Source organism: Lactobacillus sp. W8172, from assembly GCF_016102055.1.
In the GTDB taxonomy this organism is placed as follows: domain Bacteria; phylum Bacillota; class Bacilli; order Lactobacillales; family Lactobacillaceae; genus Lactobacillus; species Lactobacillus apis_A.
Map to the genome: position 1 here is coordinate 103,346 of NZ_JACFPG010000001.1, position 25,288 is coordinate 128,633.

At 35.5% G+C, this 25,288-nt stretch carries 26 protein-coding genes, 1 tRNA gene and 1 other annotated feature; of the genes, 22 read left to right on the top strand and 5 right to left on the bottom strand.

Annotation, left to right across the window (positions count from 1 at the left end):
• Window positions 1-39: 39 nt before the first annotated feature.
• The 3 genes from H3R21_RS00505 to H3R21_RS00515 all read right to left on the bottom strand — a co-directional run bounded on the left by H3R21_RS00505 (window position 40) and on the right by H3R21_RS00515 (window position 4,008).
• Entirely contained in the window at window positions 40-2,436 is a 2,397-nt protein-coding gene (locus H3R21_RS00505) for a Xaa-Pro dipeptidyl-peptidase (RefSeq protein WP_198182331.1), read from the bottom strand.
• Between the two features lie 96 nt (window positions 2,437-2,532).
• Window positions 2,533-2,889, bottom strand: a complete 357-nt coding sequence (locus tag H3R21_RS00510) for an arsenate reductase family protein (protein ID WP_198182332.1) — start codon at window positions 2,887-2,889, stop codon at window positions 2,533-2,535.
• Between the two features lie 81 nt (window positions 2,890-2,970).
• Entirely contained in the window at window positions 2,971-4,008 is a 1,038-nt protein-coding gene (locus H3R21_RS00515) for a PTS sugar transporter subunit IIC (RefSeq protein WP_074425115.1), read from the bottom strand.
• Between the two features lie 430 nt (window positions 4,009-4,438).
• Between H3R21_RS00515 and H3R21_RS00520 the strand changes: the two genes are divergently transcribed.
• Window positions 4,439-4,924, top strand: coding sequence for a hypothetical protein (locus tag H3R21_RS00520; protein WP_074425117.1), 486 nt, complete (start codon window positions 4,439-4,441; stop codon window positions 4,922-4,924).
• A 120-nt stretch (window positions 4,925-5,044) separates the two neighbouring features.
• Here the strand turns inward: H3R21_RS00520 and H3R21_RS00525 are convergent.
• A tRNA-Arg gene (locus H3R21_RS00525) sits at window positions 5,045-5,118 on the bottom strand.
• Between the two features lie 247 nt (window positions 5,119-5,365).
• Here H3R21_RS00525 and H3R21_RS00530 point away from each other — a divergent pair.
• The 19 genes from H3R21_RS00530 to H3R21_RS00620 all read left to right on the top strand — a co-directional run bounded on the left by H3R21_RS00530 (window position 5,366) and on the right by H3R21_RS00620 (window position 23,110).
• Window positions 5,366-7,096 (top strand): DUF2207 domain-containing protein, encoded by a 1,731-nt coding sequence (locus tag H3R21_RS00530; RefSeq protein WP_198182333.1) that lies wholly within the window; start codon window positions 5,366-5,368, stop codon window positions 7,094-7,096.
• Window positions 7,097-7,186: 90 nt separating this feature from the next.
• Window positions 7,187-8,524: a DUF2325 domain-containing protein gene (locus H3R21_RS00535; protein WP_198182334.1), complete on the top strand. Its 1,338-nt coding sequence runs from the start codon at window positions 7,187-7,189 to the stop codon at window positions 8,522-8,524.
• A 108-nt stretch (window positions 8,525-8,632) separates the two neighbouring features.
• The gene (locus tag H3R21_RS00540) at window positions 8,633-9,472 is read left to right on the top strand and encodes a YitT family protein (protein WP_198182335.1); all 840 of its coding nucleotides are present in this window, start codon (window positions 8,633-8,635) and stop codon (window positions 9,470-9,472) included.
• A 76-nt stretch (window positions 9,473-9,548) separates the two neighbouring features.
• Window positions 9,549-9,626 (top strand) — a sequence feature (ribosomal protein L21 leader region).
• 14 nt (window positions 9,627-9,640) lie between these two features.
• Window positions 9,641-9,955, top strand: coding sequence for a 50S ribosomal protein L21 (rplU, locus tag H3R21_RS00545; protein WP_046307185.1), 315 nt, complete (start codon window positions 9,641-9,643; stop codon window positions 9,953-9,955).
• A gap of 13 nt (window positions 9,956-9,968) precedes the next feature.
• Window positions 9,969-10,262, top strand: a complete 294-nt coding sequence (gene rpmA / locus H3R21_RS00550; RefSeq protein WP_046307181.1) for a 50S ribosomal protein L27 — start codon at window positions 9,969-9,971, stop codon at window positions 10,260-10,262.
• A 127-nt stretch (window positions 10,263-10,389) separates the two neighbouring features.
• Window positions 10,390-11,499 carry a Xaa-Pro peptidase family protein gene (locus H3R21_RS00555; RefSeq protein ID WP_198182336.1) on the top strand — a complete coding sequence of 370 codons (1,110 nt, stop codon included), beginning with the start codon at window positions 10,390-10,392 and terminating at the stop codon, window positions 11,497-11,499.
• 71 nt (window positions 11,500-11,570) lie between these two features.
• On the top strand, window positions 11,571-12,140 hold the full coding sequence (efp, locus tag H3R21_RS00560) for an elongation factor P (RefSeq protein WP_046307177.1): 570 nt from the start codon (window positions 11,571-11,573) through the stop codon (window positions 12,138-12,140).
• 18 nt (window positions 12,141-12,158) lie between these two features.
• Entirely contained in the window at window positions 12,159-12,617 is a 459-nt protein-coding gene (locus H3R21_RS00565; RefSeq protein WP_046307175.1) for an Asp23/Gls24 family envelope stress response protein, read from the top strand.
• Window positions 12,595-12,993, top strand: coding sequence for a transcription antitermination factor NusB (gene nusB / locus H3R21_RS00570; protein WP_046307173.1), 399 nt, complete (start codon window positions 12,595-12,597; stop codon window positions 12,991-12,993). The genes H3R21_RS00565 and nusB overlap by 23 nt, the downstream gene beginning before the upstream one ends.
• Window positions 12,994-13,043: 50 nt before the next feature.
• Window positions 13,044-13,892 carry a tetrahydrofolate dehydrogenase/cyclohydrolase catalytic domain-containing protein gene (locus tag H3R21_RS00575; protein WP_198182337.1) on the top strand — a complete coding sequence of 283 codons (849 nt, stop codon included), beginning with the start codon at window positions 13,044-13,046 and terminating at the stop codon, window positions 13,890-13,892.
• Complete coding sequence (gene xseA / locus H3R21_RS00580; protein ID WP_198182338.1) at window positions 13,882-15,240, top strand: exodeoxyribonuclease VII large subunit; 1,359 nt, start codon at window positions 13,882-13,884, stop codon at window positions 15,238-15,240. The genes H3R21_RS00575 and xseA overlap by 11 nt, the downstream gene beginning before the upstream one ends.
• Entirely contained in the window at window positions 15,230-15,472 is a 243-nt protein-coding gene (locus H3R21_RS00585) for an exodeoxyribonuclease VII small subunit (protein ID WP_046307168.1), read from the top strand. Before xseA ends, H3R21_RS00585 begins: the two co-directional genes overlap by 11 nt.
• Before the next feature lies 1 nt (window position 15,473).
• Entirely contained in the window at window positions 15,474-16,340 is an 867-nt protein-coding gene (locus H3R21_RS00590) for a polyprenyl synthetase family protein (RefSeq protein WP_122035429.1), read from the top strand.
• Between the two features lie 3 nt (window positions 16,341-16,343).
• On the top strand, window positions 16,344-17,153 hold the full coding sequence (locus tag H3R21_RS00595) for a TlyA family RNA methyltransferase (protein WP_198182339.1): 810 nt from the start codon (window positions 16,344-16,346) through the stop codon (window positions 17,151-17,153).
• Between the two features lie 9 nt (window positions 17,154-17,162).
• Window positions 17,163-18,848, top strand: a complete 1,686-nt coding sequence (gene recN / locus H3R21_RS00600; RefSeq protein WP_198182340.1) for a DNA repair protein RecN — start codon at window positions 17,163-17,165, stop codon at window positions 18,846-18,848.
• Window positions 18,845-19,708 carry a GNAT family N-acetyltransferase gene (locus H3R21_RS00605; RefSeq protein ID WP_198182341.1) on the top strand — a complete coding sequence of 288 codons (864 nt, stop codon included), beginning with the start codon at window positions 18,845-18,847 and terminating at the stop codon, window positions 19,706-19,708. The genes recN and H3R21_RS00605 overlap by 4 nt, the downstream gene beginning before the upstream one ends.
• A gap of 570 nt (window positions 19,709-20,278) precedes the next feature.
• Window positions 20,279-20,683 (top strand): hypothetical protein, encoded by a 405-nt coding sequence (locus tag H3R21_RS00610; protein ID WP_232352275.1) that lies wholly within the window; start codon window positions 20,279-20,281, stop codon window positions 20,681-20,683.
• 502 nt (window positions 20,684-21,185) lie between these two features.
• The gene (locus H3R21_RS00615; RefSeq protein ID WP_198182342.1) at window positions 21,186-22,436 is read left to right on the top strand and encodes an ABC transporter permease; all 1,251 of its coding nucleotides are present in this window, start codon (window positions 21,186-21,188) and stop codon (window positions 22,434-22,436) included.
• A complete protein-coding gene (locus H3R21_RS00620) occupies window positions 22,433-23,110 on the top strand; it encodes an ABC transporter ATP-binding protein (RefSeq protein WP_198182343.1) in 678 nt (225 codons plus the stop codon). The genes H3R21_RS00615 and H3R21_RS00620 overlap by 4 nt, the downstream gene beginning before the upstream one ends.
• An 836-nt stretch (window positions 23,111-23,946) precedes the next feature.
• Here H3R21_RS00620 and H3R21_RS00625 read toward each other — a convergent pair.
• A complete protein-coding gene (locus H3R21_RS00625; RefSeq protein ID WP_046307161.1) occupies window positions 23,947-24,222 on the bottom strand; it encodes a hypothetical protein in 276 nt (91 codons plus the stop codon).
• 208 nt (window positions 24,223-24,430) lie between these two features.
• On the opposite strand from H3R21_RS00625, the gene gmk reads away from it, so the two are divergent.
• On the top strand, window positions 24,431-25,045 hold the full coding sequence (gene gmk, locus H3R21_RS00630; RefSeq protein ID WP_046307159.1) for a guanylate kinase: 615 nt from the start codon (window positions 24,431-24,433) through the stop codon (window positions 25,043-25,045).
• Between the two features lie 2 nt (window positions 25,046-25,047).
• Entirely contained in the window at window positions 25,048-25,266 is a 219-nt protein-coding gene (gene rpoZ / locus H3R21_RS00635) for a DNA-directed RNA polymerase subunit omega (RefSeq protein WP_046307157.1), read from the top strand.
• Window positions 25,267-25,288 lie beyond the last annotated feature (22 nt).

Sequence of the window (25,288 nt, forward strand, 5' to 3'; positions counted from 1 at the left end):
AGAACTACGGGTTATCCGTAGTTCTCTTTTTGCTTCAATTTATTTTTCGTTAAATTTGATTTCTGTTTTTGCGAGATCAATCGTATAAGTTGTTTCTTCAAGTGGTCGTTTGGTCATGCCTTGGTCAGTTGAATAGATAATTAAGCATAGTTTGCTGCCTACTGGAACTTTATAGTAAGTAGGTTGTAATTCAAAGCTCAAATCATAGAATTCTCCTGGCTCAATTGCTGCAGGTTTTTGCATGTCCGCATAATTCTGTAGATTCATGTGAGCCTTGGTTATTAATTTAGCATGAGATAGCTTATCAGGAACAAATTCTTGCAATGTATCTGTTCCAAAACGAAAACCAAGTTCTTGGCCATCACGCATCAGAAATTTTGGTACTTCAGTTAGACGCTTACGGTCACCAAGTTCCACTAGAGCAACAGAAATTTGGCCTTTGTTAAGACTAGATGAAACACGTAATTTTACTTCAGGACGCCCAACAATAGTTACTGGGTGAATAAACTCATCTGTTGTAAAGCGAAGACTAGGCTTAGCCCATTTTTCATCACCAGCAATAAATTTATCTTGCCAAGCACTTTCAGAAATTTTAGATGCTTTAAAATCTTTACCACCTAAATCAAGAAAAGCAAGCTTCTTTTTGCCGTTACCATCTTTTTGCAATTCGGCATCGTCAGTTGGGTAGTAAACTACTTCTTGACCAACGTCATTGCTCCAGTCCTCTTCATCGTGCCAGATATCGGCCTCGAGATTGTCTTGAATCATGACAGTTGGCCATTGATTATAGGCATTATTTTCGATACCCAATAATTCGTGAACAAACCATAAATTCATTAAATCAGTGAAATCAATTGATACCAAGTTATTCATATTATAATGAGGTCCTTGGTGTAAAAATAGGTGATGCTCAGCCGGTAAGTCTTTTACTTTTTGCCAAATTTTATAGACATTTTTCGGCTTGACGTTCCAGTCGTTTAGGCCATGAACGCTAATCCAAGAGCAGTTGATTTTATCTGTATGATGGCGGTAATTTCTATTTTCCCAATAATCAGAATATTGGCCCGTTTTACGGTCTTCTTTTTCTAGTAGACTAGCCTGCATTTCATCATATTTAGGCTTAATCTTAATGTAGTCACCTGAATCTAGTAAGTTAGATTGACAAGTTTCTGCTAATAAATCTAAGTCTTCACCTTGACAATCTTCAGGAGCGATTACAAGGCCGTGTTCACGGTAGTAGTCATACCAAGAAGATATAGCAGCTTCAGAGACAACTGTCTTTAATCCAGCAACACCAGTCGTTGCGATTGCAATTTGTAAAGTCCCTAAATATGAGCGACCGGTCATTCCAATATTATGGTTGCACCAATCTGCTTTAATCTCATGTTTTCGCGAGCGGTCGGTATAGGCAATTCTGCCTCCATGAAGCCATTCAATAATTTCTTTGGCACTCTCAGTTTCTTCTGGGGCACCTGTGATTCGCAGCCCATCACTTCCTCGTGTACCGATTGCACCAGCAAAAACACTGGCAAAGCCGCGAGCTAACAAATATTCATTTAGGGTATAAGAAGATTTGCCGACAGCCATTTCAGTTGCAGAAGAAGTATTTTCATCACTAGGTTTTCTCGCTTTGACTACAGCAGATGGCTCGTACTGTGGATTTGTCCATTCAGTAGCATCCGTCAGATTTTCGTCAACATTATGGTTACGTTTTTCGTTGTCAATAATTCCACCAAAGTAGGGACTAGCTGTATACAAGGCTGGAACAGGCATTTTTTCACTTTCGAAAGGACGAAAAATAGTTGCTTGAAGTAAGTCGGATTGGCCGTCGCCATCAGTATCTAGATCACTTTCAACATAAACAACTTCTCGAATTACTTTGCTAGTGTCAAATACTGGTAAGCTTTTACCGTTCAAGAAGACAAACTGGTTAGTAGGCAATTCATTTTTACGGTTATAAAAATAGCCTTTGCCAGCCATTACATCGATTAGCAGCTGACCGTTTTTGGTACGCGTACTTAGTAATCGGTAAAAGGCACTAATTAGTTCTTCTTTATTACTAATACTGTCGACCATTGGCAAAGCTTGCTTTTTCATTGTCTTGCAGGGATCATTTAGGTCGTAGTCATAATGAACACGGTAGTCCAATAACTGTAAAGCGATATTGTAAAATTCAATCAATGAAATTTCTTCTGGTTTTGTATCCAAGAAAGCTGCCAAGGTTTGTGTAGGTGAAACAGCAAATTCATTTAGTTTTGTAGCACGAGCATTTTCATCATTGGGCTGAACTTCAGCCCGACAATTTTCTACCATTTCGGCTAATAGTTGCGCAAAAGATAGATCCTGATAGTTAGCAGGCAAAAATTTAATTTGTAGTAGTTCTTTAACTTGCGTTTCTAATTTTGTTTCAACATATGCATACTGGTTATATTTCATCTTGTCCTCCTTATTATTTTCTTATTTTACCTGTTCTTGAGATGTTACGAAAGTTTAAAAAGAGGATAAATAAAAAACGGATTTTTACATCCGTTTTTACAGCCAAGTTTTTTTATATAAATCTTCTTTAAAGCCACAAGTTAGTTTTTCACCCTCAACAACTAGTGGGCGTTTAATTAGTTTACCGTTCTTCGACATCATATCGGCAGCCTCTTCAATTGACATTTCTGGAACGCGCTCTTTTAAGTTCAACTTGCGGTAGTCTTGACCATGAGTATTAAAGAAATATTTTAACCCTCGATCTTGGTGCATTGTCATCCACTTAACAAGATCTTCTTTTCGAGGAGGTTGCTCAACTAAATCTTGAAAAGTGAAGTCAACATTATGATCTTGAAGCCATTTTTGTGCACTTCTAGAAGTTGAACAACGTTTATAACCATAAAAATTAATCATTATTATTTCCTTTTCTTAATCATCTTGGCACTTATTATAGCAGTGATTAATTAAATAGAAAATATATAGGCTAAGTCATTTTTATTCAAAATCTAATTCGAAATCTTTGCCAGTGAAAAAGTGGGTTTTAACCGATAATAAGTAGTTGGCAATAATTCCAAGTGCAATCGGTAAAATGAAAAAGAGGATTGTAATTAAAGCAATGTTAGCAAAATTAGCTTGTCGGCCGGTCATAGCAGCAACTGGTCCGATCAAACCGGAGAAACCGAATCCAGCACTCATTGGATTACCAACAATTCCAAAGATTGCGCCTAAAGCACCCATAATTCCAGCGTTAACTGCAAGTGGAATCAACAGCTTGGGTTGAGTAAGTAGGTTTGCCATCTGCATTTTTGGTGAACCCAAAAAATGCGCAATTGAGGTACCGAATGAATTTACTTTCCAACCAAAAATTGCTAGGGCAAAAGCTGCAGCAGTAATTCCCAAATTGGCAGAACCAGCCGCGATACCGTGAATACTAATTGCAGTTGCGATGCCGACAGATGAAATAGGTGAAACGACAAGGATTGCAAAAACAATTCCCATCAGTGTTCCCATTAGAATTGGTTGCAGTGATGTTAGATGTTCAATTCCTAAACCAATTATTCTCGTAAATGCACTTATTGGAATTCTGGTGAGACTTCCAATTCCACCTGCAACTACCAAAACAATTAGGGGGACAAGTAAAATTGTGTATGCCTTTAACTTTTTACCTAAAAACAGGACTAATGCGTAGGCAACCATGATCGTGACTGCGACATTAATTACGTCGCCGCTGCCGATTACCACAACTTTACCGTTTTGAATCGTAAAGTTACCAGCTGCAGCAGTAGCTGCAAGTGCAATGGATGAAGTTTGGATAGGGGTCAACTTACCAGTCATACCAACACAAACGGCACTAATTGCAGGTAGAAGTGAAGAAGCAAAAGTAGTAAAGGTAAGAATGAATCCTAGTTGAGGAAACATGGGTAGGAGTACTTTAATTAATTGACTAACTAAAGCGCCTGGAATTAACGCGACTACTATTCCTGTGGATAGGCCATTAAGCGTATCTAAGGTAATTCTTTTTAAAATTTTCATTCTTTTCTCCCGAAATAAAAAACTCACACAGTCAATCGCTGTGTGAGCATTACTCGAGAAGAAGCACTTAAGCTACGACACACAGCATTTTATTTGAACTGTGTGTCTAAGACAATACAAATTAGGCACTCAGATCATTCACTAAAGTACCAAAAATAATATTTAACTGGTGTTAGATTAGTTTTTATGTTTGTCATAATAATCCGTACCTCTCATAAATATTTAATCAATATCATACTAAACTAAATTTTAAAAAGCAAGCAAAATTAAAAATAAAATATTTAGTGTAAATACTAAGTACTAATCATAAATAGAAAATAATTCCTAAAAAATAAACTATTTAATACTTGTTAAGGACACCTTTGTTGAACTAAAATATTCAGTAATTGCATTATGGATTTTCCATAATCAGGTTTGAGAAAAAGGAGAAGTGATTAAAATATCTACGTTTATTAATTTTATTAGCTTTTTGGGTGACTGGTTGCTCTTTTCTTTTCCTTTATATCAGGGATTGATGGAGCTTTATGATTATAAGTGGTTTTTGACCGAATTTAATCAGTCTAGTAAATCACAACCGAAAATCTCACCGCTTTATTGGATTGCACCAATAGTTAAGATTTATCTTGAGAAAAAACGTGCAGTGAAAATTTTAGGTGACATTATCAAGAATGAATCAGATTTGAGAACTGCGATGAGTTTTATTGACAAAGCTACGGCTTGGTACTTTGTGTCACTTGGTGGTTGGCTTAAGATGGTCTCATCTTTATATGAGTTCTTAGGCGAGCTTCACATTGAAAGTGTCCTCTGGCTAATTGTCGGTACAGTCATTTTAACTTTCTTAGGTATTTCTTCGGCATACTACCGTATTAATCCTAAGCGTCAAGAAAATCTGATTTCAAAACTCAAAGACAATTAAGTTATTAAGTGATTTACAAATCAAAAGGGCCTCAACTTAAAGTTGAGGCCCTTTTTGCTAGTAGTCATTCTGGTTTACGAAAAAGCCACCCTTACAAATTGTAAAGGTGGCTTCAAAAAGTGATCCGGGTGAGATTCGAACTCACGACCCACGGTTTAGAAGACCGTTGCTCTATCCAGCTGAGCTACCAGACCATTGAATTTACGCTTGCCGCGCAAGAACAGTAATTATTATAGAAAAAAAGATGTCTAATTGCAACCACTAATTTTCAAATCTTCCATAATAATTGTGGTACTTTAAATAAATTTATATAGGGTAGTGTTTTATATAGTAATAATCTGTATAATTAAACCAATAAACTAAGGAAAAGGTAGAAAAAGTATGAGAAGAAAGCTGTTAAAAATACTTCCTCTTATAAGTGTTTTGCTATTTTGTTTTGCTATGCCGCAAAAAGCGAAGGCAGAAGTTGAAGTTAAATATGATATTCAAAACAACCAGGTTACTTCTAAAGTAAATCCGGATGGCTCATTAACGATAAAACGCAGAATTGATTATGAATTTCAATCAACTGCTAACGGCGTTTTTTATCGTCAAAATCTTGAGCCTAATCAAAAGATTAAGCATGTCAAGATAACGACCAAGGCCAATGATGCACCAACGCTTAATTCGACCGATTTTACGCTTCGTAAAAGTGAACACGGCTATGAAATGATAGTGCCTCATGTTGTTAGAGAAAAGCATGAACATTTCACTGTAACTTACGCCTACCAAATTACCAATGCAATTACTAATTATCGCGATATTGCTGAATTAAACTTTATGATTATTGGTAATGGCTGGGATACAAGATTAAAAAAAGTAAAAGCCAGTGTGATTTTTCCTGGTCCAGTTAAGGACTTGAAGGCTTGGGCCCATGGCCCACTTGATGGTAAGCTTGAAGTTGATCCTCAAGATGGCAAAATTATCATGACTGCTGATAATTTGGGTGGTCATACGGGAATTGAAGTCCATACCATTTTTCCATTAAGCGTAACGCCTAAAAATAAAAATGTAAAAAATGTCAATCATAAACAGGCCGTTCTTAAACAAGAAAAGAAATTAGCAGCGCAAAGTAACGCTAAACAAAAGAAAAATTTGATGATTAGTCTAGTTCTTGTTTTAGTCAGTGTTGTGACGGGAATCCTTTCTATTTTTAAAGGCTTTACCACACAGAAGATAGGCTATAAGCCTAAAAAGACTAGTGAGTTAAGTCACGATTATGAAATACCTGATGCCAATCCAGTGATTGCTCAAATTCTTGATACTGCTAAAGTTCCCGATAGTAAGGCTTTTACTGCTTACTTAATGGAGCTTGCTATTCATAAGAAAATTAAAATTGAAGATTACAAGAGTAAGTTAAAGACAACCTATTATCGTATTTCTTTAATCGATGAGAATGTTGCACATGAAAGTACCCTTATGTGGATGCTTTTTAATGAAATTGGGGATGGAACAAGTTTTACTACAAAAGAATTGAAAAAAGCACGTGGTAAAAAGTTGGGACGTAGTTTTGATGACTGGGCTGATGACCAATTCTATTCAGCTGATAAAGACCAATACATGCCTGAGGAGTTATTGTTAAAGAAGAAACGCAGTAACAGGATAATTCTTGGTTTGAGAATTGCTAGTTTGGTTGCAGCAGGTCTCGCCTTGTTATTTACCCGCAAGTATTTCTGGCCAGTTATTATTGTTGCAGGACTACTTTTTGTCATTGGTACTATAGGTATGTACAGGGACAAAAACCAGATCAATCTGTATTCCAAGAAGGGTGCACTTGAAGTTGACAAGGTACGTAGCTTTAAGAAGATGTTGAAAGACATTGGTCGTTTCAATATGAAAGAAGTTGGCGATTTAATCTTGTGGGAAGATATTTTACCTTATGCAGTTTCTTTTGGCCTAGCTAAGAAGGTAATGAAAGAACTTAAAATTGAATTTAACCAGGATGAGTTAAATAATAGTGATTTATTCTTCTATGGTTTTCTGGCTAATAGTGGTAAAAATAGTTTTGCTGAAAACTTCAATACCTGCTTTAGAAACGGAATTGCTGCTGGTTCAAGTAGTGTTTCAAGTGGTTCATTTGGTTCCGGTTCATCAGGCGGCTTTGGCGGCGGTTCCGGTGGTGGAGCATTTTAGATATTTCATTAAAGGTCTAGTTGTTATGCTAGGCTTTTTTTGTTTGCTATACTATTAAAGATAGAGATTAGAAAAAAGTTGGAGATTAAAATGTTTGATTACCGGAATAATATAAAAAGAATTTTAAATCAGACTACTGGCGATGAGAAAAGCTTACGAAATGGTCTAGCAGCAATTAAGTTGATTTTAGGCATGACAGATGGTGATCAAGCAATACCAAAAGAAAAAAGGAAAAGTTCGATTGAACTTGATTTAAATCAAGTAAATATGCTTTTGACCAGTCTCACTAAATTGCTCCGGACACCAGGTGATGTTCAGGCAAAAAACACCGCTTTATCGGCAATTCAGAAACTGACAATGACACCACAAGTTGACAAAAAATTCAGGGATAACCTGATTGATCTTAAAAAGAATGTCAATTTGTCTAAAACTTCGAATGAGCAAGTCAATCAAAAAATCTTTGAGCAAGCGCTTGAGAAAAAGGAAAAACCAAAAAAGGATTATCGAAAAGGTAAGCGCTATACAGTTGTTAGACTTTTATCTGGATGTGATTTAGTCGATGATGGTAACAGAATTGTTTATACAATGAAGGAATCGCAAATTCACTCTTTGAATTTAAAAAGTGGTGATATTGTCGAAGCCTTACCGGAAGAAAATAATCCGCATTATGAAGCTGAAATTTTACGTGTTGTTGGCTTTCGCAAGTTATCGAAAATGGAAGTTGATACGATTTCTACTTTTAAATATGCCGTTGTACAGGGGAGACCAGGGCACTTGTCAATCAGCCGCAATGCTCAGGGGCAAAAACTACGTATTCGCGGCAAGACCGTTTTATTACCAATAGATTCAAGCAAATATTGGGATGATAATATTCAATTGGTTGATGGCTCAATTGTTGATTTAGCTTGGTATGACGGGGATGTTAGGTTGAAGAAAAGCCCGGCTGACGCTATTCAAATTCGCTGGGTTTACCAGCTTGAACAGCCGCAGAAAGCGACTCACGTTAAGAAGAAGAAAGATAAAGTTGAAACGCAGGCAACTGAGTTACCTAAATTAGTTTTAGATCTTCATTACCAAAGAGTCGGTATTGCGGTAGGAGATAATCAAAACGAAGCATTATTAGAGGGCATCGTAACTCGTTATAATGGAATTCCGATTCCAGTAGATGCCTTTCAGGGAAAGAAAAAAGTTATTGAGAACCAAATAAAAGATTTAGATATAGTTATTTTGGTGACCGCATTTGCTGCTCACGATAGTGCTTGGAATATCAGTGAATTTGCAAGTAAATACAATGTCAAATTCGCGGTTAGTTCAAGTAAGGGCTATCAATCATTTGAACGTGCGCTATATCGTGCTGGCAAAGGATTACCAGCATATGAGGGTAATCAAACCATTCAATATGAAAAAGCAAATAACAAGATCAATTAAATCTATAAGTTTTTGATAATTTAGGGGGCAAAAAGACTTATTTCTTGCGTATATTAGTTATTTTCTTGTATTATATTAAATAACAATTTTTTATGGAAGGAAGATGAGATGAAAAACATAAAGCACAAACACACATGGCAATATTGGTTATTTTTCTTGGCTGGACTTGAGATTATAACAATTGCAATTAACTTCTTCTATGCACCAATTAATGTAGCAGCAGGAGGATCAACAGGAATTTCAATTCTTGTAGACGCCGTTTGGGGCATTAATCGATCAATAACAGTTTTTATTGTCAATTTAATTATGCTCATTTTGGCAGTCATTTTTCTTGGCAAGGAAACTTTGAAAAAAGTGACTCTCGGTAGTATGCTGCTGCCAATTTTAATGGCAGTCACGCCAAGCATGAAGCTAACTACTAATAATATGCTTGCAGTAATTTATGGCGGTGTTCTAATGGGAATCGGGGTATCAATGCTTTATCGCATCAATGCCTCATCTGGAGGAACAACAATTCCACCACTTATTATCAAAAAGTACTTTTATATCGATCCTGCTATGTCACTGATGGCAATTGATATGACTATAATTGTCTTAAACATTTTTGTTGATGGAACGGAAGCATTCTTACTTGCTGCTTTCTCGCAGGTAATTACAACAATTACAATGCGATATACAGAAACTGGTTTTGATAAGAAATACCAGGTTAGAATCATGAGCAATAATAAGTTGGATCAGGTTCGTGATATGCTACAAAATGACTATGAAGGTTTAACAGTCTTCAACGTTGTTGGTGGCTACACCGATAAAGACAAACAACAGCTTGTAATTGTAGTTGATACCAATGAATATGGTCAATTAGTAGCTAAAATACGTGAAATTGATAATGAAGCCTTCATCGTGACAGAAAACGTAGCAAAAGTTCACGGTGGAAAGTGGCAAATTTAAGGCTTAATTAGTTGGATTTTTATTGCCAATTTTTGTTTGAAGTAGTACTATATAGGAGTTGTATTTGTGGAGACCTTCACATCTGCAACCGCACATTTTGTGGTTAGAAGTTTTCTATCAAGAAACACCTCAATTGGCGAGTCTAAGTAAATTTTTGGAGGGCAGTAAATGTACGCAATTATTAAAACCGGCGGAAAGCAATACAAAGTTGCTGAAGGCGATAGTGTTTTTGTTGAAAAGCTTGACGTTGAAGAAGGTAAGGAAGTTACTTTTGATGAAGTAATCTTAACTTCTGACGGCAATAACGTTAAGGTTGGTGCACCTTTAGTTGATGGCGCCAAGGTTGTTGCTAAGGTTGAGAAGCAAGGTAAGGAAAAGAAAGTTGTTACTTTCAAGTACAAGCCTAAGAAGCACTCACATTCAAAATATGGTCACCGTCAACCTTATACTAAGGTTACAATTGAAAAAATTGAATTAAACTAGAGGTGAAACAATTATGAATATTTTAAATCTTAAATTATTTGCCCACCACAAGGGTGGAGGTTCTACTGCTAACGGCCGTGATTCAGCTGGTCGTCGTTTAGGCGCTAAGGCTGCAGACGGTCAAACAATTCACGCAGGTACGATTATCTATCGTCAACGTGGTACTAAGATTCACCCTGGCAAGAACGTTGGTCAAGGTGGAGATGACACATTATTTGCATTAGTAAATGGTGTAGTTAAGTTTGAACGTAAGGATAAGTACAGAAAGCAAGTTTCTGTTATCCCAGTTGAAGAAGAAGCTAAGTAATTTAGTTCTTAATTAAGAAGACGAAAAGCATGTGCTTCTCGTCTTTTTCTGTGTTAAAAAATACGTTATGATCTATAAATAGTTTTTAGCAGTAAAATATAGTCAAACTTTACATAGGAGAAAAAAGATGGCTGAAAAAAATGAATTATTAAGTCTACTGAATAGGCGTATTACAGAAGTAGCTAATTTAATAAAAGGAAAAAATGCAGATGCTATACTCATTTTTAATCAAGCTAACTATCGTTATTTGACTAATTTTACTGGTGAAGAAGCACAGTTGATTTTGACAGCTGCAGGTGATCGGATTTTACTATCAGATTCGCGTTTTGCGGGTCAAATAAAGGCTCAGGCTCCTGGTGAAATGACTGTTATTATGAAGCATGGCAACCAGGATCAAGAAATATCTGATCAGTTAAAAAAGGCTAATCTGAAAAAAGTCTTGGTTGAAGGGGAATTTGTTTCAGCAACTGAATTATTTACTTTGCAAGAGCTTAATCCAGAAATTGATTTTGAACTTTGTGAAGAACTAGTTGAACGAGTTAGAAACGTCAAAGATCCGCTGGAAATTGAGATGCTCCGTCGTGCGATTAATATTTCAATGGATAGCTTCAATGAAATTCTACCTTTAGTAAAGCCAGGGGCAATTGAGCGTAATATTGGTGCCAAACTTGATTACCTCTTTAAAGTTAATGGAGGCGATGGTCCGAGCTTTGATACAATTATTGCTTCTGGCGTGCGCTCAGCTTGGGCACACGGAGTTGCAAGCGATAAAGTAATTGAAGATGGCGACATGGTTGTAATTGACTTTGGTGCCTTTTATAATGGTTACGCAGCTGACATTACGCGGACTGTAGCAGTTGGCAAAGTTGATCAAGAAATGCAAAAAATTTATGAAATTGTTCATGAAGCTCAAAGACGTGGTATCGAAGCAGCAGTAGTAGGCAATCAAGGTAGTGATGTTGACCATGCTGCCCGCGACTATATCACTGAACAAGGCTATGGTCAGTACTTTGGTCATGGCATTGGGCACGGAATCGGCTTAGAGATTCACGAACTCTGTCAACCGGCGTTACCATTTGGTAAGCAAGAATTGGTAAATAATATGGTTCATACTGTCGAGCCCGGAATTTACCTTCCTAATAAAGGTGGGGTTAGAATTGAAGATGATATTCTTGTTCACGACAATTCGCCGGAGACTTTATCTACTTTACCTAAGGATGAGTTAATTTCTTTATAAAGTTAGAGATTATTTATAGTAAAATCACGTGTTAATTGGTAAGATATTAGTATGGAGATGAGGTTCTTAATATGACAATGATTTCAGTTAACGAGTTTAAAAATGGTTTGACCATCAAGTACAATAACGACTTATGGCGCATCGTTGAGTTCCAACATGTTAAACCTGGTAAAGGTAGTGCCTTTGTTCGTTCCAAGTTAAAGAGCTTAAACACTGGTGCAGTTCAAGAATATACATTCCGTTCCACTGCTAAAGTTGAAACTGCGGAAATTCAAACAAAGGGTATGCAATACCTTTATAACGATGGTTCAAACTATGTTTTCATGGATACAACTACTTATGATCAGTTAGCAATTCCAAATGAACAAATTACTGATGAAGCTAAGTATTTAAAGGAAAACATGGATGTTAGTGTAATTATGCATGATGGTAAGACATTAGGAATTCAATTACCTAACACGGTTGAATTAGCGGTTTCAAAAACTGAACCAAATATTAAGGGTGATACTTCTTCAGGTGGTGGTAAACCTGCTACAATGGAGACAGGTTTAGTAGTCAACGTGCCATTCTTTATTAATGAAGGCGATGTATTAATTATCAATACTGTTGATGGCACATATGTATCTCGCGCAAATAAATAGTTTTTTGAGGTAAACAAAATGGCAGATAGTTCAAAAATTGTCTTAGATGATAAAAATAACGGTGAAGAAATTGAAATAGATCCTAGTGTTCTTGAAGTTATTATGGGCATTGCTGCCGAAAAAGTTGACGGTGTGGCTGAAATGCATGGCAATGTCAGATCTGGAATTAACTGGGTTTTAGGTCGCGAAGATTTACGTCGCGGCGTCGAAATCAGAGTAAACGAAGATGGTGACTTAATTGCTGACGTCTACGTTGGTCTTGAAGCTGGCTGTAATGTTCCAAAAATCGCAAAGGATCTTCAAAAGTCATTAAGACAGCAAGTGCTTCAAATGACTGATCTGACTCTCAAGGAAATTAATGTCCATGTAATCGGTCTAGTATTCCCAGAGGAAGAAGAGCAGGATGATAGTGGTACCTCTCAACTTTTCTCTGACATTGATGAAAAGGATAAAAATGAATCAACACGAGAGTCGTAGAGTTGCAATGCAGGCTGTATATTTAGCTAATCAAGATTTAAAGTATACACCTGCTGAAGTTGAGGCAAAAACCGTTGCAATGCTTGATTTAAAAGAACTTTCTGCTTATTCAAAGACTTTAATTGAAGGTGTGATTGAAAAGCGGGACGAGCTAAAAGGTCAGCTTGCTTCTTATCTGAAGAAAAACTGGCGTATTGATCGAATTGACCAAATTTCGCTGGCTATTTTAGAAATAGCTCTATTTGAAATTAAATATAGCGATGAAATTGAGCCTAAAGCAGCGGTCAATGAAGCTTTGAACTTATGTGATGAGTTTGCAGATCCAAAAACTAAACCGTTTATTAACGGTATTTTGGCAAATTTCATCCAAAAATAATTAATAGTCGGCTTGATAGCCGGCTATTTTTTTAAAAAAGGAATAAACTAATGGGTCAATTTCTAGATGGAAAGAACTTAGCTGATGAGCGCGCGGCTATACTAAAGACACAGGTTAGTGAATTAAAAAGTCAGGGAATAGTTCCATTATTTTGCGTAATTAATATTGGTGATGATCCAAGTAGTAAGCTCTATATTAAAACTAAAAAAAGGCGAGCAGATGAAATTGGAATTGTTCAAAAAGTCTATCAACTGCCTAAAACACAGAGTCAGCAGTCTTTGTTGACTCTGATTGATCGGTTAAATCAGGATAAAAAAGTTTACGGTATTATGATCCAGTTACCGGTCCCACCGCAAATTAACCTCAATGAAGCATTGGAACATATCGATTCAGAAAAAGATGTCGATTGTTTGACGCCGAGTAATGTAGGCCGCTTATGGCGCGGTGACCATTATGTCGAACCTGCAACAGCTCATGGTGTATTGGCATTACTTGATCACTATCAAATTAAGTTACATGGCAAAAAAGTGGTAATCATCGGTCGTAGTAGTATTGTTGGCAAGCCATTAGCTGCTTTAATGCTAGAACGAGATGCGACAGTTTCTATTTTGCATTCAAAAACAAAACAGCTTGCTGAATATACCAAAAATGCCGATATACTTGTTTCAGCTGTTGGACACGCTAACTTGATTACGCCAGAGATGGTCAAAGAAAATGCAGTGGTGATCGATGTTGGCATTAATAGAGTTAACAATCAAACTGTTGGGGATGTTAATACTGCTTTGGTTAAACCTAAAGTGAGCTTTATTACGCCAGTCCCTGGAGGAATTGGTCCTTTAACTGTAGAATCATTGATGGAGCAAGTTGTTAAACTAACAAGGAGAAAAAATGGCAGATAATAAGTATCTTACAGTTACGGATCTGAATTACTATATTACACAGAAGTTCAAAAATGATCCGTATTTGCATAAAGTTTTTCTTCAAGGTGAACTGTCTAATTTTCGCTATCGCAGAAATTCTCATCAATATTTTTCGTTGAAAGATGAAAAGTCCAAAATAAATGTGGTAATGTTCCGTTCATATTTTGATAAGGTTAAATTCAAGCCTGAAGAGGGTATGAAGGTCTATATTTCGGGTTATGTAAGTGTATATGGTCCTCAGGGAACCTACCAGTTTTATGCCGAATCAATGGAACCTGCTGGTCTTGGGGCACTATATGAGCAGTTAAAACAATTGCAAAGAAAATTATCTGACGAAGGTTTGTTTGATGAAGCCCATAAGAGGCCATTGCCAAAGTTTCCAGATCATATTGCAGTAGTTACAAGTGCTTCCGGAGCAGTAATTCATGATATTTTGGTTACTGTCAATCGCAGATTTCCTCATGCCGAAGTTGATTTATTTCCTGCTCAAGTTCAAGGAGATCGTGCTGCAGATTCTTTGGTGGAAGCAATGAAACAAATTACCAGTTATGGTGACAAATATGATGTCATGATTATTGGTAGAGGTGGTGGCTCGCTTGAAGATTTGTGGCCTTTTAATGAAGAAAAAGTGGTTCGGCAAGTTTATGATATGAGTATGCCGGTTATTTCATCAGTTGGTCATGAAACTGATACTACCTTGTGTGATTTGGTGGCTGATGCCCGTGCTGCAACACCCACTGCTGCAGCTGAATATGCAACTCCTAACTTGCCTGATGAATTAACTAATATTCATCAATTACAAAGCAGCCTATTGGCAAGTATGCAGAATATTATTCGAGTTAGACGTGAATATTTGAATCGTATTAACAATTCGGTCATTATGAGAGAACCGGCCAGACTATATGACGAGCAGGCCCAAACCGTCGATTTATTACGTGAGCGGCTTCACAGTAGCATGATTCATCTACTTGAGCGGCAAAGACAACAATATCAACTTACAAAGCAAAAGCTAGTTGGTGTGAATCCAGAAAAGAAAATTGAGCAAGTGCTTCAACAAGAGAACTTTTTCTACCAAAAACTGGTTTCCAATATGCAGACGCTTTTACGCGAAAAAAGGCATCATTTGGCTCAAGCCGGTCAGCAATTGAACGACTACAGTCCCTTAATGACGCTTGATCGTGGTTATGCTTATGTAACTGATGATACGCAGAAGACAATTACTTCTGTAGATCAATTGAAGAAGAATAATGAAATAAACATTAATTTTAAAGATGGTAAAGCACAGGCTGTTGTAAAAGCAGTTAGGAGAAACGAAAATGGCAACTAAGAAAAATAACTTCGAAGAAGAATTAAATGAATTACAAAAAATTGTTAGCAACCTTGAAAATGGTAATGTAGCCTTAGAAGATGCATTGACTGAATTTCAAACTGGAGTAAAACTGAGTAAGGACTTAAACAAACGTTTAACGGAAGCAGAGGAGACTGTTGCCAAATTAATTGATAGTGATGGTACAGAACATCAATTAGATCCAAATGACGCTGCAGCACCGGAAGAGTAATATGAATTTTGTAGAATTTAGAAAAAAATGGACACCCAAAATTGATCAATATTTAGAGGAACATTTAAAACAAGACGTTGATGACAAAAAAATAAGTCAAATTATGACCTATTCAGTAATGGCTGGTGGTAAAAGACTGCGGCCCTTATTGTTTCTGGCTACCTTAGATTCTTTAAATAAGGACATTACGAATTCTGAAGTTCAAATTGCTTGTGGTATCGAACTAATCCACACGTATTCTTTGATTCATGATGATTTACCTGCGATGGATAATGATGATTATCGCCGTGGCAAATTAACCAGTCATAAAAAATGGGGTGAAGCTGAAGCAATATTGGCTGGAGACGCATTGCTTCCATTAGGAATTCAATGGATTGCAGAAGGCAGCAAGTCCTATGAATTGGTTGAAATTATTACCTCAGCAGTTGGACCCAACGGCATGGTTGGAGGACAATATCTTGACATTGACTCAACCAATAATGCAAGTGTGGCTGATGACGAAGTTTTAATTGATCGAATGGAATGGTTAAAAACAGGTTGCTTGATTGAAGCTTGTGTCAAAATGGGTGCTGTATATGCGGGAGCAGATGAAAATAGTAAGACAAATCTAATTAAATTTGCCGATAATTTTGGTCGAGCATACCAAATTTATGATGATTTAGTTGATGTCGTTCAAACTAGTAAAGAGGCTGGAAAAGCAACTCACAAGGACCAAGAAAATGGTAAGAACAATACTTTAACAATTCTTGGTATTGAACAAAGTAGAAGAGAACTAACCAAATTAATTGCTGAGGCAAAAGCAAATTTAACGAGTCTTAACAATGGAGTTTTAACTGGTTTTCTAGATTTATATCAAAAGGTGCTCTAAAAAATGAAAGAAAGAGCTGACGTACTATTAGCTAAACAAGGACTTTTTAACTCTCGAACTCAGGCACAGCGAGCAATTATGGCTGGTTTGGTTTCGGATCACAATCATCAGCGGATTGATAAGAGTGGAACAAGTTTTCCTGAAGATGAACATTTTTATATTAAAAAGTCGGATAAAAAATATGTCTCACGTGGTGGTTTTAAGCTCGAAAAAGCCCTTGAATCGTTCGAAATTGATTTAACAGATAAAATATGTCTTGATATTGGAGCTTCTACCGGTGGTTTTACAGATGTTGCACTACAGAACCACGCCAAAATGGTGTATGCACTTGACGTAGGATACAATCAGTTGGCTTGGCAGTTGCGAGATGACAAACGCGTTGTGGTCATGGAAAAGCAAAATTTCCGTTTTAGTAAACCTGAAGATTTTACCCAGGGATTACCTGATTTTGCGATGACTGACGTTTCTTTTATTTCACTTGATCTAATTATGCTGCCAATGTACGACATTCTTAAAAATGATTGTGATGCTGTTTGCCTAATTAAGCCTCAATTTGAAGCGGGGCCAGAAAATGTTGGTAAACACGGAATTGTTCATGACCACCAGGTTCATTGCAATGTAATTGAACATACCATCGAAAAAGCGCGTGAAATAGGCTTTAACGTGCTAGGCCTTGATTATTCACCAATTAAAGGTGGCAAAGGCAATATTGAATTTTTAATTCATTTGCAAAAAAGTGAAGAAAATGGTGGGCAAATGCTATGGTCAGGAACCCCTGAAGAAGTTGTTGAACGAGCAGTTGCTGAGCTTTAGGAGATAATTATGTTAGTTGAACTGGATATTAAAAACTTCGCCATTATTAAGGCTTTGAAGGTTCGCTTTCAAGAACATATGACAGTGCTAATTGGTGAAACAGGTGCTGGTAAATCTATTATTATTGATGCCGTTTCACTATTGATGGGTGGAAGAAGCCAAAAAGAAATGGTTCGTAGTGGTGAAAAGAAGGCTGTTATTACAGGTCTTTTTGAAATTGATAATCAAGCCGCTAAAATTACAGAACTATGTGAGCAGTATGGCTTGCCTATTTCAGACGGGCAACTTGTGATTAGTAGGGAGCTTGCCGTTAAAGGTCGTAATGTAGTCAGAATTAATGGACAGTTAACGACGATTAACGTTTTACGAGAATTGGGTTATTATCTGGTTGATATTCACGGTCAAAATGATCAACAAATTTTAATGGATCAGGAACGGCAAATTGATTTAGTTGATAATTACGCTCCAGAACAATTTAAAAAAGAGCTAGCGGAGTACCAGGCCAATTTCGCTACTTGGGAAAAGTTAAGCGACCGGTTGAACCATTTGCAAAGTGACGCTCAAGAGTTAGCCCAAAAACAGGATATTTTAACGTTTCAAAGTGAAGAATTATCTTCTGCCAACTTAACTGATCCAACAGAAGACGAGCAACTAGAAGAGGAATACAACGAATTAAGTAACTATCAAAAAATCGTGGATACTGCCAATTACTTAATGCAGTTGTACGATGATGACGAACATGGTTTGGAAACACTACTAGGTAATGCTCAAAGTGCTGCAAATGAACTCGGCGAATATGGTGCTAAGTTTAAGGACATTGCCAAAACAATTGATGACGGTGTCTTTGCATTAAGTGATGCCAGAAGTGAACTATCAAATGTCTTAGATGAAATGGACTTTGATGAGGAACGCTATCAATATGCTACAAGTAGATTAGATTTACTCAATTCGCTAAAGAAAAAGTATGGCCCTACTTTGCAGGATGTGTTTGCTTTTTATGAAAAAGTACAAAAAGAGTTGAGTCAATATGAAACTGGCGGTTTGGATGAAGAAAAATTGCAGAAAGAAGTAGCTCAAGTTGAAAGTAAGCTGACTGAAGAAGCAAAGAAACTTCATCAGATGCGTGAAAAAGTTGCAAATACATTAGAAGAGAAGATTAAGCAAGAGCTCAAAGACTTGTACATGGCAAAGGCCCGTTTTGCAATAGATATTTCGACGACTAAGGGTTTCACCAAAAAGGGAACAGATGAAATTGTGTTCCTAATCGCTCCTAATCCGGGAGAAGATTTAATGCCATTGGTAAAAATTGTTTCAGGTGGTGAGCAATCAAGGTTGATTTTAGCGCTTAAAGCAATTTTTAGTCGGGTTGAACCTGTCGGAACAATGATTTTTGATGAAATTGATACTGGTGTCTCTGGAAGAGTTTCAGCGGCAATTGGAAAGAAATTGCATTCAATTGGACAAAATAAACAAGTTATTGCCATAACTCATTCTCCTCAGGTAGCTGCAGCTAGTGATCAAAAGTACTTAGTTGCCAAGGAAGTTAAAGATGGTGCAACCTACACTCAAATAGGTCCATTAACCCAGGAAGAAACAGTAACTGCAATTGCCGAAATGATGGCAGGAAGCGATGTTACTCAAGCTGCAAAACAAAACGCGAAAGACCTAATGAGGAGTTTTAAAAAGAAAGAATGAGATATCGCGAAAAAATAAAATTAGATTCTAAAGAAGTGAAGCAGGCTCGTCAGCTAGCTAAAGTAATTCATGAACACGATAAAACTTTTTGTGATATCTATTTAAGTAATCAATACAATTATTTTAAGGATATGCCTACTTTTATTCTAGCTTATGATAATGAAGAGCTAATAGGTCTAACAATGCTTTATGCTGATGAGAAGCCGGATGAAGAAGTCGACATTCATGTGGAAGTATCACCCAAAAAACGTCAACAAGGCGTAGCTACTGAAATGATTAAGCGTGCAAAAAAGATTCTGAATAAATATGGTTATCAGAACTATGATTTTGTTAGCGAGAAAGCTTTTATAGAACAAAATCCTACATATTTGTCCAATAATAATTTAAAAGTTGATGCTACTGACTATCATATGTGTACACAAAATCCAGAGAAAATTTCTCAAGATGATAAACTGAATCGCATACTAGGCGTGCGTCAGATGGTCAAAACGGATTTTAATAATGTTGCAAGTATTTATAGTGTAGCTTTTGATCTAGATATTGCGAACGCTGAAACTTATATTGCCGAAAGTTTGGCTGATGATCAAATGTTGAGCTTTGTTTTAACCTATAAAGAAGACGTGATTGGCTATTGTGCTGTTGATGACGGGTATTTCTTTGGTTTATTTGTTGCTCGTGACTATCAAGGACATGGATATGCTAGCTTCTTTATTAAAAAAATGATGGAACTTTTGCTTAGAAAAGGAATAAACGAGTTTTCGCTTGATGTCGAACTTGATAACATAGCGGCAGTTCGGACTTATCAAAATGCTGGCTTAAAAATAGTTAGTGAAACTTACTATTTAGTGAAAGAAAAATAACAGGCAAAAGGCGATAAATGGACTGCTCCAAAAAATGCAATTTTTGCTCCTAAATTAAATACACGAGACAAAATTAAAATCTATCAGCTTTAGTATAATTATAGAATTTGTGTGGTTGACTTGAGTCATTGCTATATCACCTTGGACGTCCTAATATTAATTACTGGTTGGTTTTGACTAAAACGGCAAGGAGTAATTATTTTGAATCACCCTTATACTACTAATCTTATACAAGTACAAGTAAATTAAAAAAAGGCACTCAGGTATAGTTATTATTCCCTTAACCATTTGCTTATTGAGGGAATAATAACGTCGCTTTCATAACCTGCAAACATTAATTTTAACAGTTAACTAATTTTGAAAATTCTATATAAACACATAGCACATTTTTTAATCTCATTATTGTTTTTACAGCAGGTTTATAACGTAGTTAATCAAAAATCCATACAATATCTTACGTTACTATATTGTATACATGATTAAAAATAACTTGATTTTTGTATCGGAATATAGTAATATACTAGCTGGTCAAATAAGCATAATTAAATAGCTAATATAGGAGTATATATAATGAAAAGAATTAAACGTAAGAATATAATTGGTTTTATCGGTATTCTCACTTTGGTTTTTATTGACTTATTTTCTGTTACTACCGTAATGGCAGAAAATAAAAATAACGGTATTTCAAAAACAACTAGGTTAGGAACAAAACACAAGGGTGCTTGGACTACTGAAACAGCTTCAGTATATTATAATGGTGGTGTATTTTTCTATCCATATTATGCTACTCGTACACACCAAGGTTTTGCTAAATACAGTAGAGGGCGTAGAACCTTAGATTATAATTATACAGGATATGTTTCTAAACCCGGAAAACGTCATTCGGTATCTAAAAAGCGTGAAGCAAAGGTTAGTGCTTGGGATTCTCTTAAATGGAGTGCTCCTAAGACGACCTTTAATTATTCATTTAAGTAAATTTGATTATATTAAGTAAGGTATTGGTTTATTAGTGACTAGGAACATATTAAAGCTGACTGATTTTATTTGTAGCTTTCTGGTAGAATTATCAAATATTATTGTGGTCGTATTGTATATTTTAAATAATCTTGTTCCCGAAGTACTCCCTAGTATTTTGAAGACGATTTTGGAAAACAATATATTGTTTTTGTTTATTCCTATTTTGACTAATTCTATTACTCTTCTTTATGTGTATCATTTAAAAGTACGCACAAAAAAAGAGATTCAAGTAAGAATTATAGTCGGATCAACAGTACGTCGAATGAAGTATCAAATTCCAACACTATTATTAATTGATAATTTTGTTGCTGTAATTGGTATTTGTATCGCAATGCTATTCAGCTATTCACTTTTAAACAAATTTTACTTGATTTTTATAATAACTATTATGCTTAGACTTAGCATAATAGTTATTCTTACTTTTATTGAATATTAACTGATAGAAGGAGAATTCAGAAAAGTGTATAAAGTGTATAGTGAATTTATTAGAAACGTATTTTTAAAGCGTGTAGTCTTGATACTCTTAACTTTGGTTACTATGGTTTCCTTTAGTTTCATTTCTTATACTCTTATCAGGTCTAATTTATTTGTCCTACAAGGGGAAAAAGATTTACAGCAATTGATTAAAAAAGATGTGTTTATGGGAAATAATCAAATGACCACTAGTCAATTTCATTATAATTTTGACGAGAAACATATTAAACAAACAAATAAGAAAGCAGAGGAATTATTTGATTATATTAATCGTAATTACGATTACTCATCTAGATGGTCTTTTAACACTGAATTATCTGATGGGGCTATCCCCATATCTATAGATACAATTAACGATAATTTTTTAAAATTTTATCCTCTCCAAATACAACAAGGTAGAGTTTTTTTAAACTCAGAATATAGTAATAACGCTAAGGAAATTCCAGTTCTTGTGGGTCCAGGATTGAAGAAAAAAGCAAAACTTGGAGAAACATTTAAGCTGTTTAATCCTGCAAATGAAAAAATTGAAAAGTATAAAGTTATTGGTATCCTGAAAGAAAATCAGAAACTACCATCAGTTTACATGATGGACGGTGGCCGTGTACTCAATAAAACTGTGTTTAGACCTTTGACTAATAAAGACAAGGAGCATGTTACTGCAATCCAACTATTTTCAACATTTCAAGATTTATTAATTTATAATACTTCTAGAGATGAAGTTTTAAAATTATCTAAAATTATTAGGAAAAAAATCTTTGCTAATGTTGAATTTTTTTCAGTAAAAGAAAATATTGAGGAATTTTATTCTATATATAAGCCAAAAGTTTTATTATTTCTAGGTATATCACTGATTAGTTTGATAATTTTCATAGGTTTATTCTTATGGAATATTTGGAAGAGTTTATCAGAATCTAGACAAGAAATTGCAATTAGAATTTCACTTGGGCTGAGGAAATATCAATTGTATATCATAACTTTTTTATATCAATTAATGCTCACCATAGTTTCATTTATACCGATTACTATTTATGCGGTTATAAATACCTATTCATTAGCATCAAATCAAGCTAACGCGGCAGCTCAAATAATTTTATCATCACCTCTTCCTAAAATCGAAACGCTCAGCTTAATTCTTAGTTTTTTAATATTATTGATTATAGGTACTATTTCCTCCATGTTAACTATATATAAATTTAATAAAATACCATTAACCTTAAGGATGGGGACGGACTCATGAATAAAGTAGTAAATATTAAGCATTTGAGTAAGGGCTTTGGGAAAAATAAATTTATTTTGAAAAATATTGATTTTTCACTAGAAAAAGGTTCTATGACAGCGTTAATTGGTGCGTCTGGTGAAGGCAAGACAACTCTCTTGAATTTGATTGGTTCACTAGATAATTGTTACAGTGGTCAAATTATTGTTTCGGAACAAGATTTGTCACTTTGCAATGAAAAAAAATTATCACAATTACGCAATACCAAGGTTGGATTTGTGTTACAGGAACCAATTTTAATTCAAAGGCTAACAGTAGAACAGAATATCTTATTGCCGACAGTTTATTTGCCTTCAAAATTAAAGAATAAAACAAAAATCAAAGATAGAATGCATAAGTTGGCTCAGTATTTAGATATAGAACCTCTTCTCTCAAGAAAACCAAATACGTTATCAGGCGGACAAAAGCAGAGAGTTGTTGCAGTCAGGGCTCTAATCAATGATCCAGAAATTGTATTAGCAGATGAACCTACTGGATCATTAGATGAGGAGAATGCTAAAATTATTATAGAATTGTTTAAAAAGATAAAAGATGAGGGCAAAACAATTTTGACCGTGACACATGACAAGGAAATTGCCGCACTACACGACAGTACATTTAGACTTAGCAATGGAGAAATTACTAAAGTAAATTAAAAATTTATTTATTATAAGGCTTGAAGTAATGGTTACATCCTTTCTACTAGGATATTATCGGTTATTTTTAGAGAAAGAATTTAGGTTAAGTTCATTATCGGCAAGACCTATGGTAATTTGCAATTTATTTAGTTTCATTTATTTTATAGTTATTCATAGTGTCTAGTTTTAATTTATTTGCTATCAAATATTATTTTCCGCTATATAACAAAAAGAGACTAAAAAAGTGAAGTGACCCCCAAATTTGGGGGTTATTTTTGTGACTAAATATCCTAAACAAGACAAAGATTAAAATCTAACAGCTATTGCTATTTATTAGGAACACAAGACTCATAAATAGCTTTACATTACTGTAAAGCTCAGACAGCATGGACTATTAGTTAATTCTAAAAGGAGTAATGCTTAATGAATAAATTGAAATTATTTATTAAGCGAGTAGTGCTGACGTATTATATAAGCTATGTGACACACAGGGCCGATTAAGCATACTTGGATTATGCGCAACTTTAATGTGGTTTATTCCGATTACAAATGTATTCATTGGACTAGTCAAGCAATGACTCGCAAGTTTTTTTCTAAGGATGGATTAATAATGAAAGGATTTCTTCGAGATACTCAAATAACAATGTTCTATTGCTTTGAGAAAGAGTTTAGTAATCTGACAGGAGAGGAATTGCAAACAGAGCCTGCATACTTATTACGATTAGAAAAGAATCAAGATTAAACAAAAAGGACTAACTCCAGTTGAATTTCGGAAGTTAGTTCTCAATTAACAGCTAATAAAGTGTCCTAATTTAAGTATTTACATCAAAAATACTCCCCAGCGCTTTTCTTTATTAAGCCAAATCGACCCTAAAAATATTATCTAAGTCAATAACTTTTATTAGCTTTTGGTTAGTTGTGCGCAAGGCAAAGCGTCCTGCAGAAATGTGCTTAATGACCTGCCCAATTTCACTAGTACCATCTTGATATCTTAATAGGACATAAGCCCGGTGAAGTAAAGCAAATTCTAAAGAAGATAGAATTTCACTGTGATATTGGTCATAAATACTCAGTTTATCAATGTCATAATCAAATAAATAGTGATAGATTTTTTTAAGTGAGTTTTTCATCAATCATACCTCAGTTTTTCTCGAACACTTGTTTGACCCTTTATATTATAAGAACATTTGTTCAGAAAAACAATACTTTTTCCAAAAATAATTTTCAGGGCGCACTACTTTAAAAATTGTTTGTTGTACATAATAAATAGGTAGAACTTGAAAATATTCTGCATTTAGTGCAAACTAGACATAATAGCTTTTATTAGGGGAGTATGGCATGACAGAAAAAGGCTTGTTGCTTGTTCTTTCTGGTCCTTCAGGAGTAGGAAAGGGCACTGTGAAAAGTGCAATCGTAGATGGTAAAGTTTTTCCGTTTGAATATTCGGTTTCGATGACAACAAGAAAACCTAGACCGGGCGAGGTAGATGGTAAAGATTATTACTTTGTTAGCGAAGAAAGATTTCAAGAAGCCATTAACCAAGGTGAACTTTTAGAATATAATAAGTACGTTGATCATTTTTATGGGACACCTTTAGTACCGGTTAAGCGAATGCTTGAAGAAGGCAAAGATGTACTGCTGGAAATCGACGTTAATGGAGCAAAAAAGGTACGAGAAAAAATGCCTGACGGAGTTTTTATCTTTTTAACGCCACCAGATTTGCATACATTACATCAACGCCTAGAAAATCGTGGGACTGAGTCCGAAGATGTTATTATGGGAAGAATCAAGCAGGCGCGTAATGAAATTTTAGTCATGCAAGATTATGATTATGCGGTGGTCAATGATACTGTTGCAAATGCAGTTGATCATATTAAGGCAATCGTAGATGCTGAACATGTCAGTGTAAAACGCGTTATTGATACTTACCGTAAAATGGTTAGGGAGGATTAAAGATGAGAGTTACATATCCATCAATTGATAAATTATTAGCCCAAGTGGATTCAAGATATTCATTATCAGTTCTTGCTGCTAAGCGTGCACATGAACTTGAAGCTGGTGATCCAGAGGCACTGAAAGAATATAAATCATTAAAGCCCGTCGGAAAGGCCCTTGAGGAGATTGAAGCCGGTAAAGTTACCGTCGATTCAAGCCATCGCGAGGTTAATCAGTAGTTGGTTGAATTATTTAACCTCC

Bases quoted from the DNA above. Each gene is read 5' to 3' on its own strand.
- H3R21_RS00540 (WP_198182335.1), top strand. From the start codon at position 8,633: ATGAAAAACATAAAGCACAAACACACATGGCAATATTGGTTATTTTTC.
- H3R21_RS00590 (WP_122035429.1), top strand. From the start codon at position 15,474: ATGAATTTTGTAGAATTTAGAAAAAAATGGACACCCAAAATTGATCAA.
- H3R21_RS00605 (WP_198182341.1), top strand. From the start codon at position 18,845: ATGAGATATCGCGAAAAAATAAAATTAGATTCTAAAGAAGTGAAGCAG.
- xseA (WP_198182338.1), top strand. From the start codon at position 13,882: ATGGCAGATAATAAGTATCTTACAGTTACGGATCTGAATTACTATATT.
- rplU (WP_046307185.1), top strand. From the start codon at position 9,641: ATGTACGCAATTATTAAAACCGGCGGAAAGCAATACAAAGTTGCTGAA.
- H3R21_RS00530 (WP_198182333.1), top strand. From the start codon at position 5,366: ATGCCGCAAAAAGCGAAGGCAGAAGTTGAAGTTAAATATGATATTCAA.
- H3R21_RS00585 (WP_046307168.1), top strand. From the start codon at position 15,230: ATGGCAACTAAGAAAAATAACTTCGAAGAAGAATTAAATGAATTACAA.
- H3R21_RS00610 (WP_232352275.1), top strand. From the start codon at position 20,279: ATGAAAAGAATTAAACGTAAGAATATAATTGGTTTTATCGGTATTCTC.
- gmk (WP_046307159.1), top strand. From the start codon at position 24,431: ATGACAGAAAAAGGCTTGTTGCTTGTTCTTTCTGGTCCTTCAGGAGTA.
- H3R21_RS00575 (WP_198182337.1), top strand. From the start codon at position 13,044: ATGGGTCAATTTCTAGATGGAAAGAACTTAGCTGATGAGCGCGCGGCT.
- H3R21_RS00505 (WP_198182331.1), bottom strand. From the start codon at position 2,436: ATGAAATATAACCAGTATGCATATGTTGAAACAAAATTAGAAACGCAA.
- H3R21_RS00555 (WP_198182336.1), top strand. From the start codon at position 10,390: ATGGCTGAAAAAAATGAATTATTAAGTCTACTGAATAGGCGTATTACA.
- efp (WP_046307177.1), top strand. From the start codon at position 11,571: ATGACAATGATTTCAGTTAACGAGTTTAAAAATGGTTTGACCATCAAG.
- H3R21_RS00625 (WP_046307161.1), bottom strand. From the start codon at position 24,222: ATGAAAAACTCACTTAAAAAAATCTATCACTATTTATTTGATTATGAC.
- rpmA (WP_046307181.1), top strand. From the start codon at position 9,969: ATGAATATTTTAAATCTTAAATTATTTGCCCACCACAAGGGTGGAGGT.
- recN (WP_198182340.1), top strand. From the start codon at position 17,163: ATGTTAGTTGAACTGGATATTAAAAACTTCGCCATTATTAAGGCTTTG.
- nusB (WP_046307173.1), top strand. From the start codon at position 12,595: ATGAATCAACACGAGAGTCGTAGAGTTGCAATGCAGGCTGTATATTTA.
- H3R21_RS00620 (WP_198182343.1), top strand. From the start codon at position 22,433: ATGAATAAAGTAGTAAATATTAAGCATTTGAGTAAGGGCTTTGGGAAA.
- H3R21_RS00510 (WP_198182332.1), bottom strand. From the start codon at position 2,889: ATGATTAATTTTTATGGTTATAAACGTTGTTCAACTTCTAGAAGTGCA.
- rpoZ (WP_046307157.1), top strand. From the start codon at position 25,048: ATGAGAGTTACATATCCATCAATTGATAAATTATTAGCCCAAGTGGAT.
- H3R21_RS00515 (WP_074425115.1), bottom strand. From the start codon at position 4,008: ATGAAAATTTTAAAAAGAATTACCTTAGATACGCTTAATGGCCTATCC.
- H3R21_RS00535 (WP_198182334.1), top strand. From the start codon at position 7,187: ATGTTTGATTACCGGAATAATATAAAAAGAATTTTAAATCAGACTACT.
- H3R21_RS00595 (WP_198182339.1), top strand. From the start codon at position 16,344: ATGAAAGAAAGAGCTGACGTACTATTAGCTAAACAAGGACTTTTTAAC.
- H3R21_RS00565 (WP_046307175.1), top strand. From the start codon at position 12,159: ATGGCAGATAGTTCAAAAATTGTCTTAGATGATAAAAATAACGGTGAA.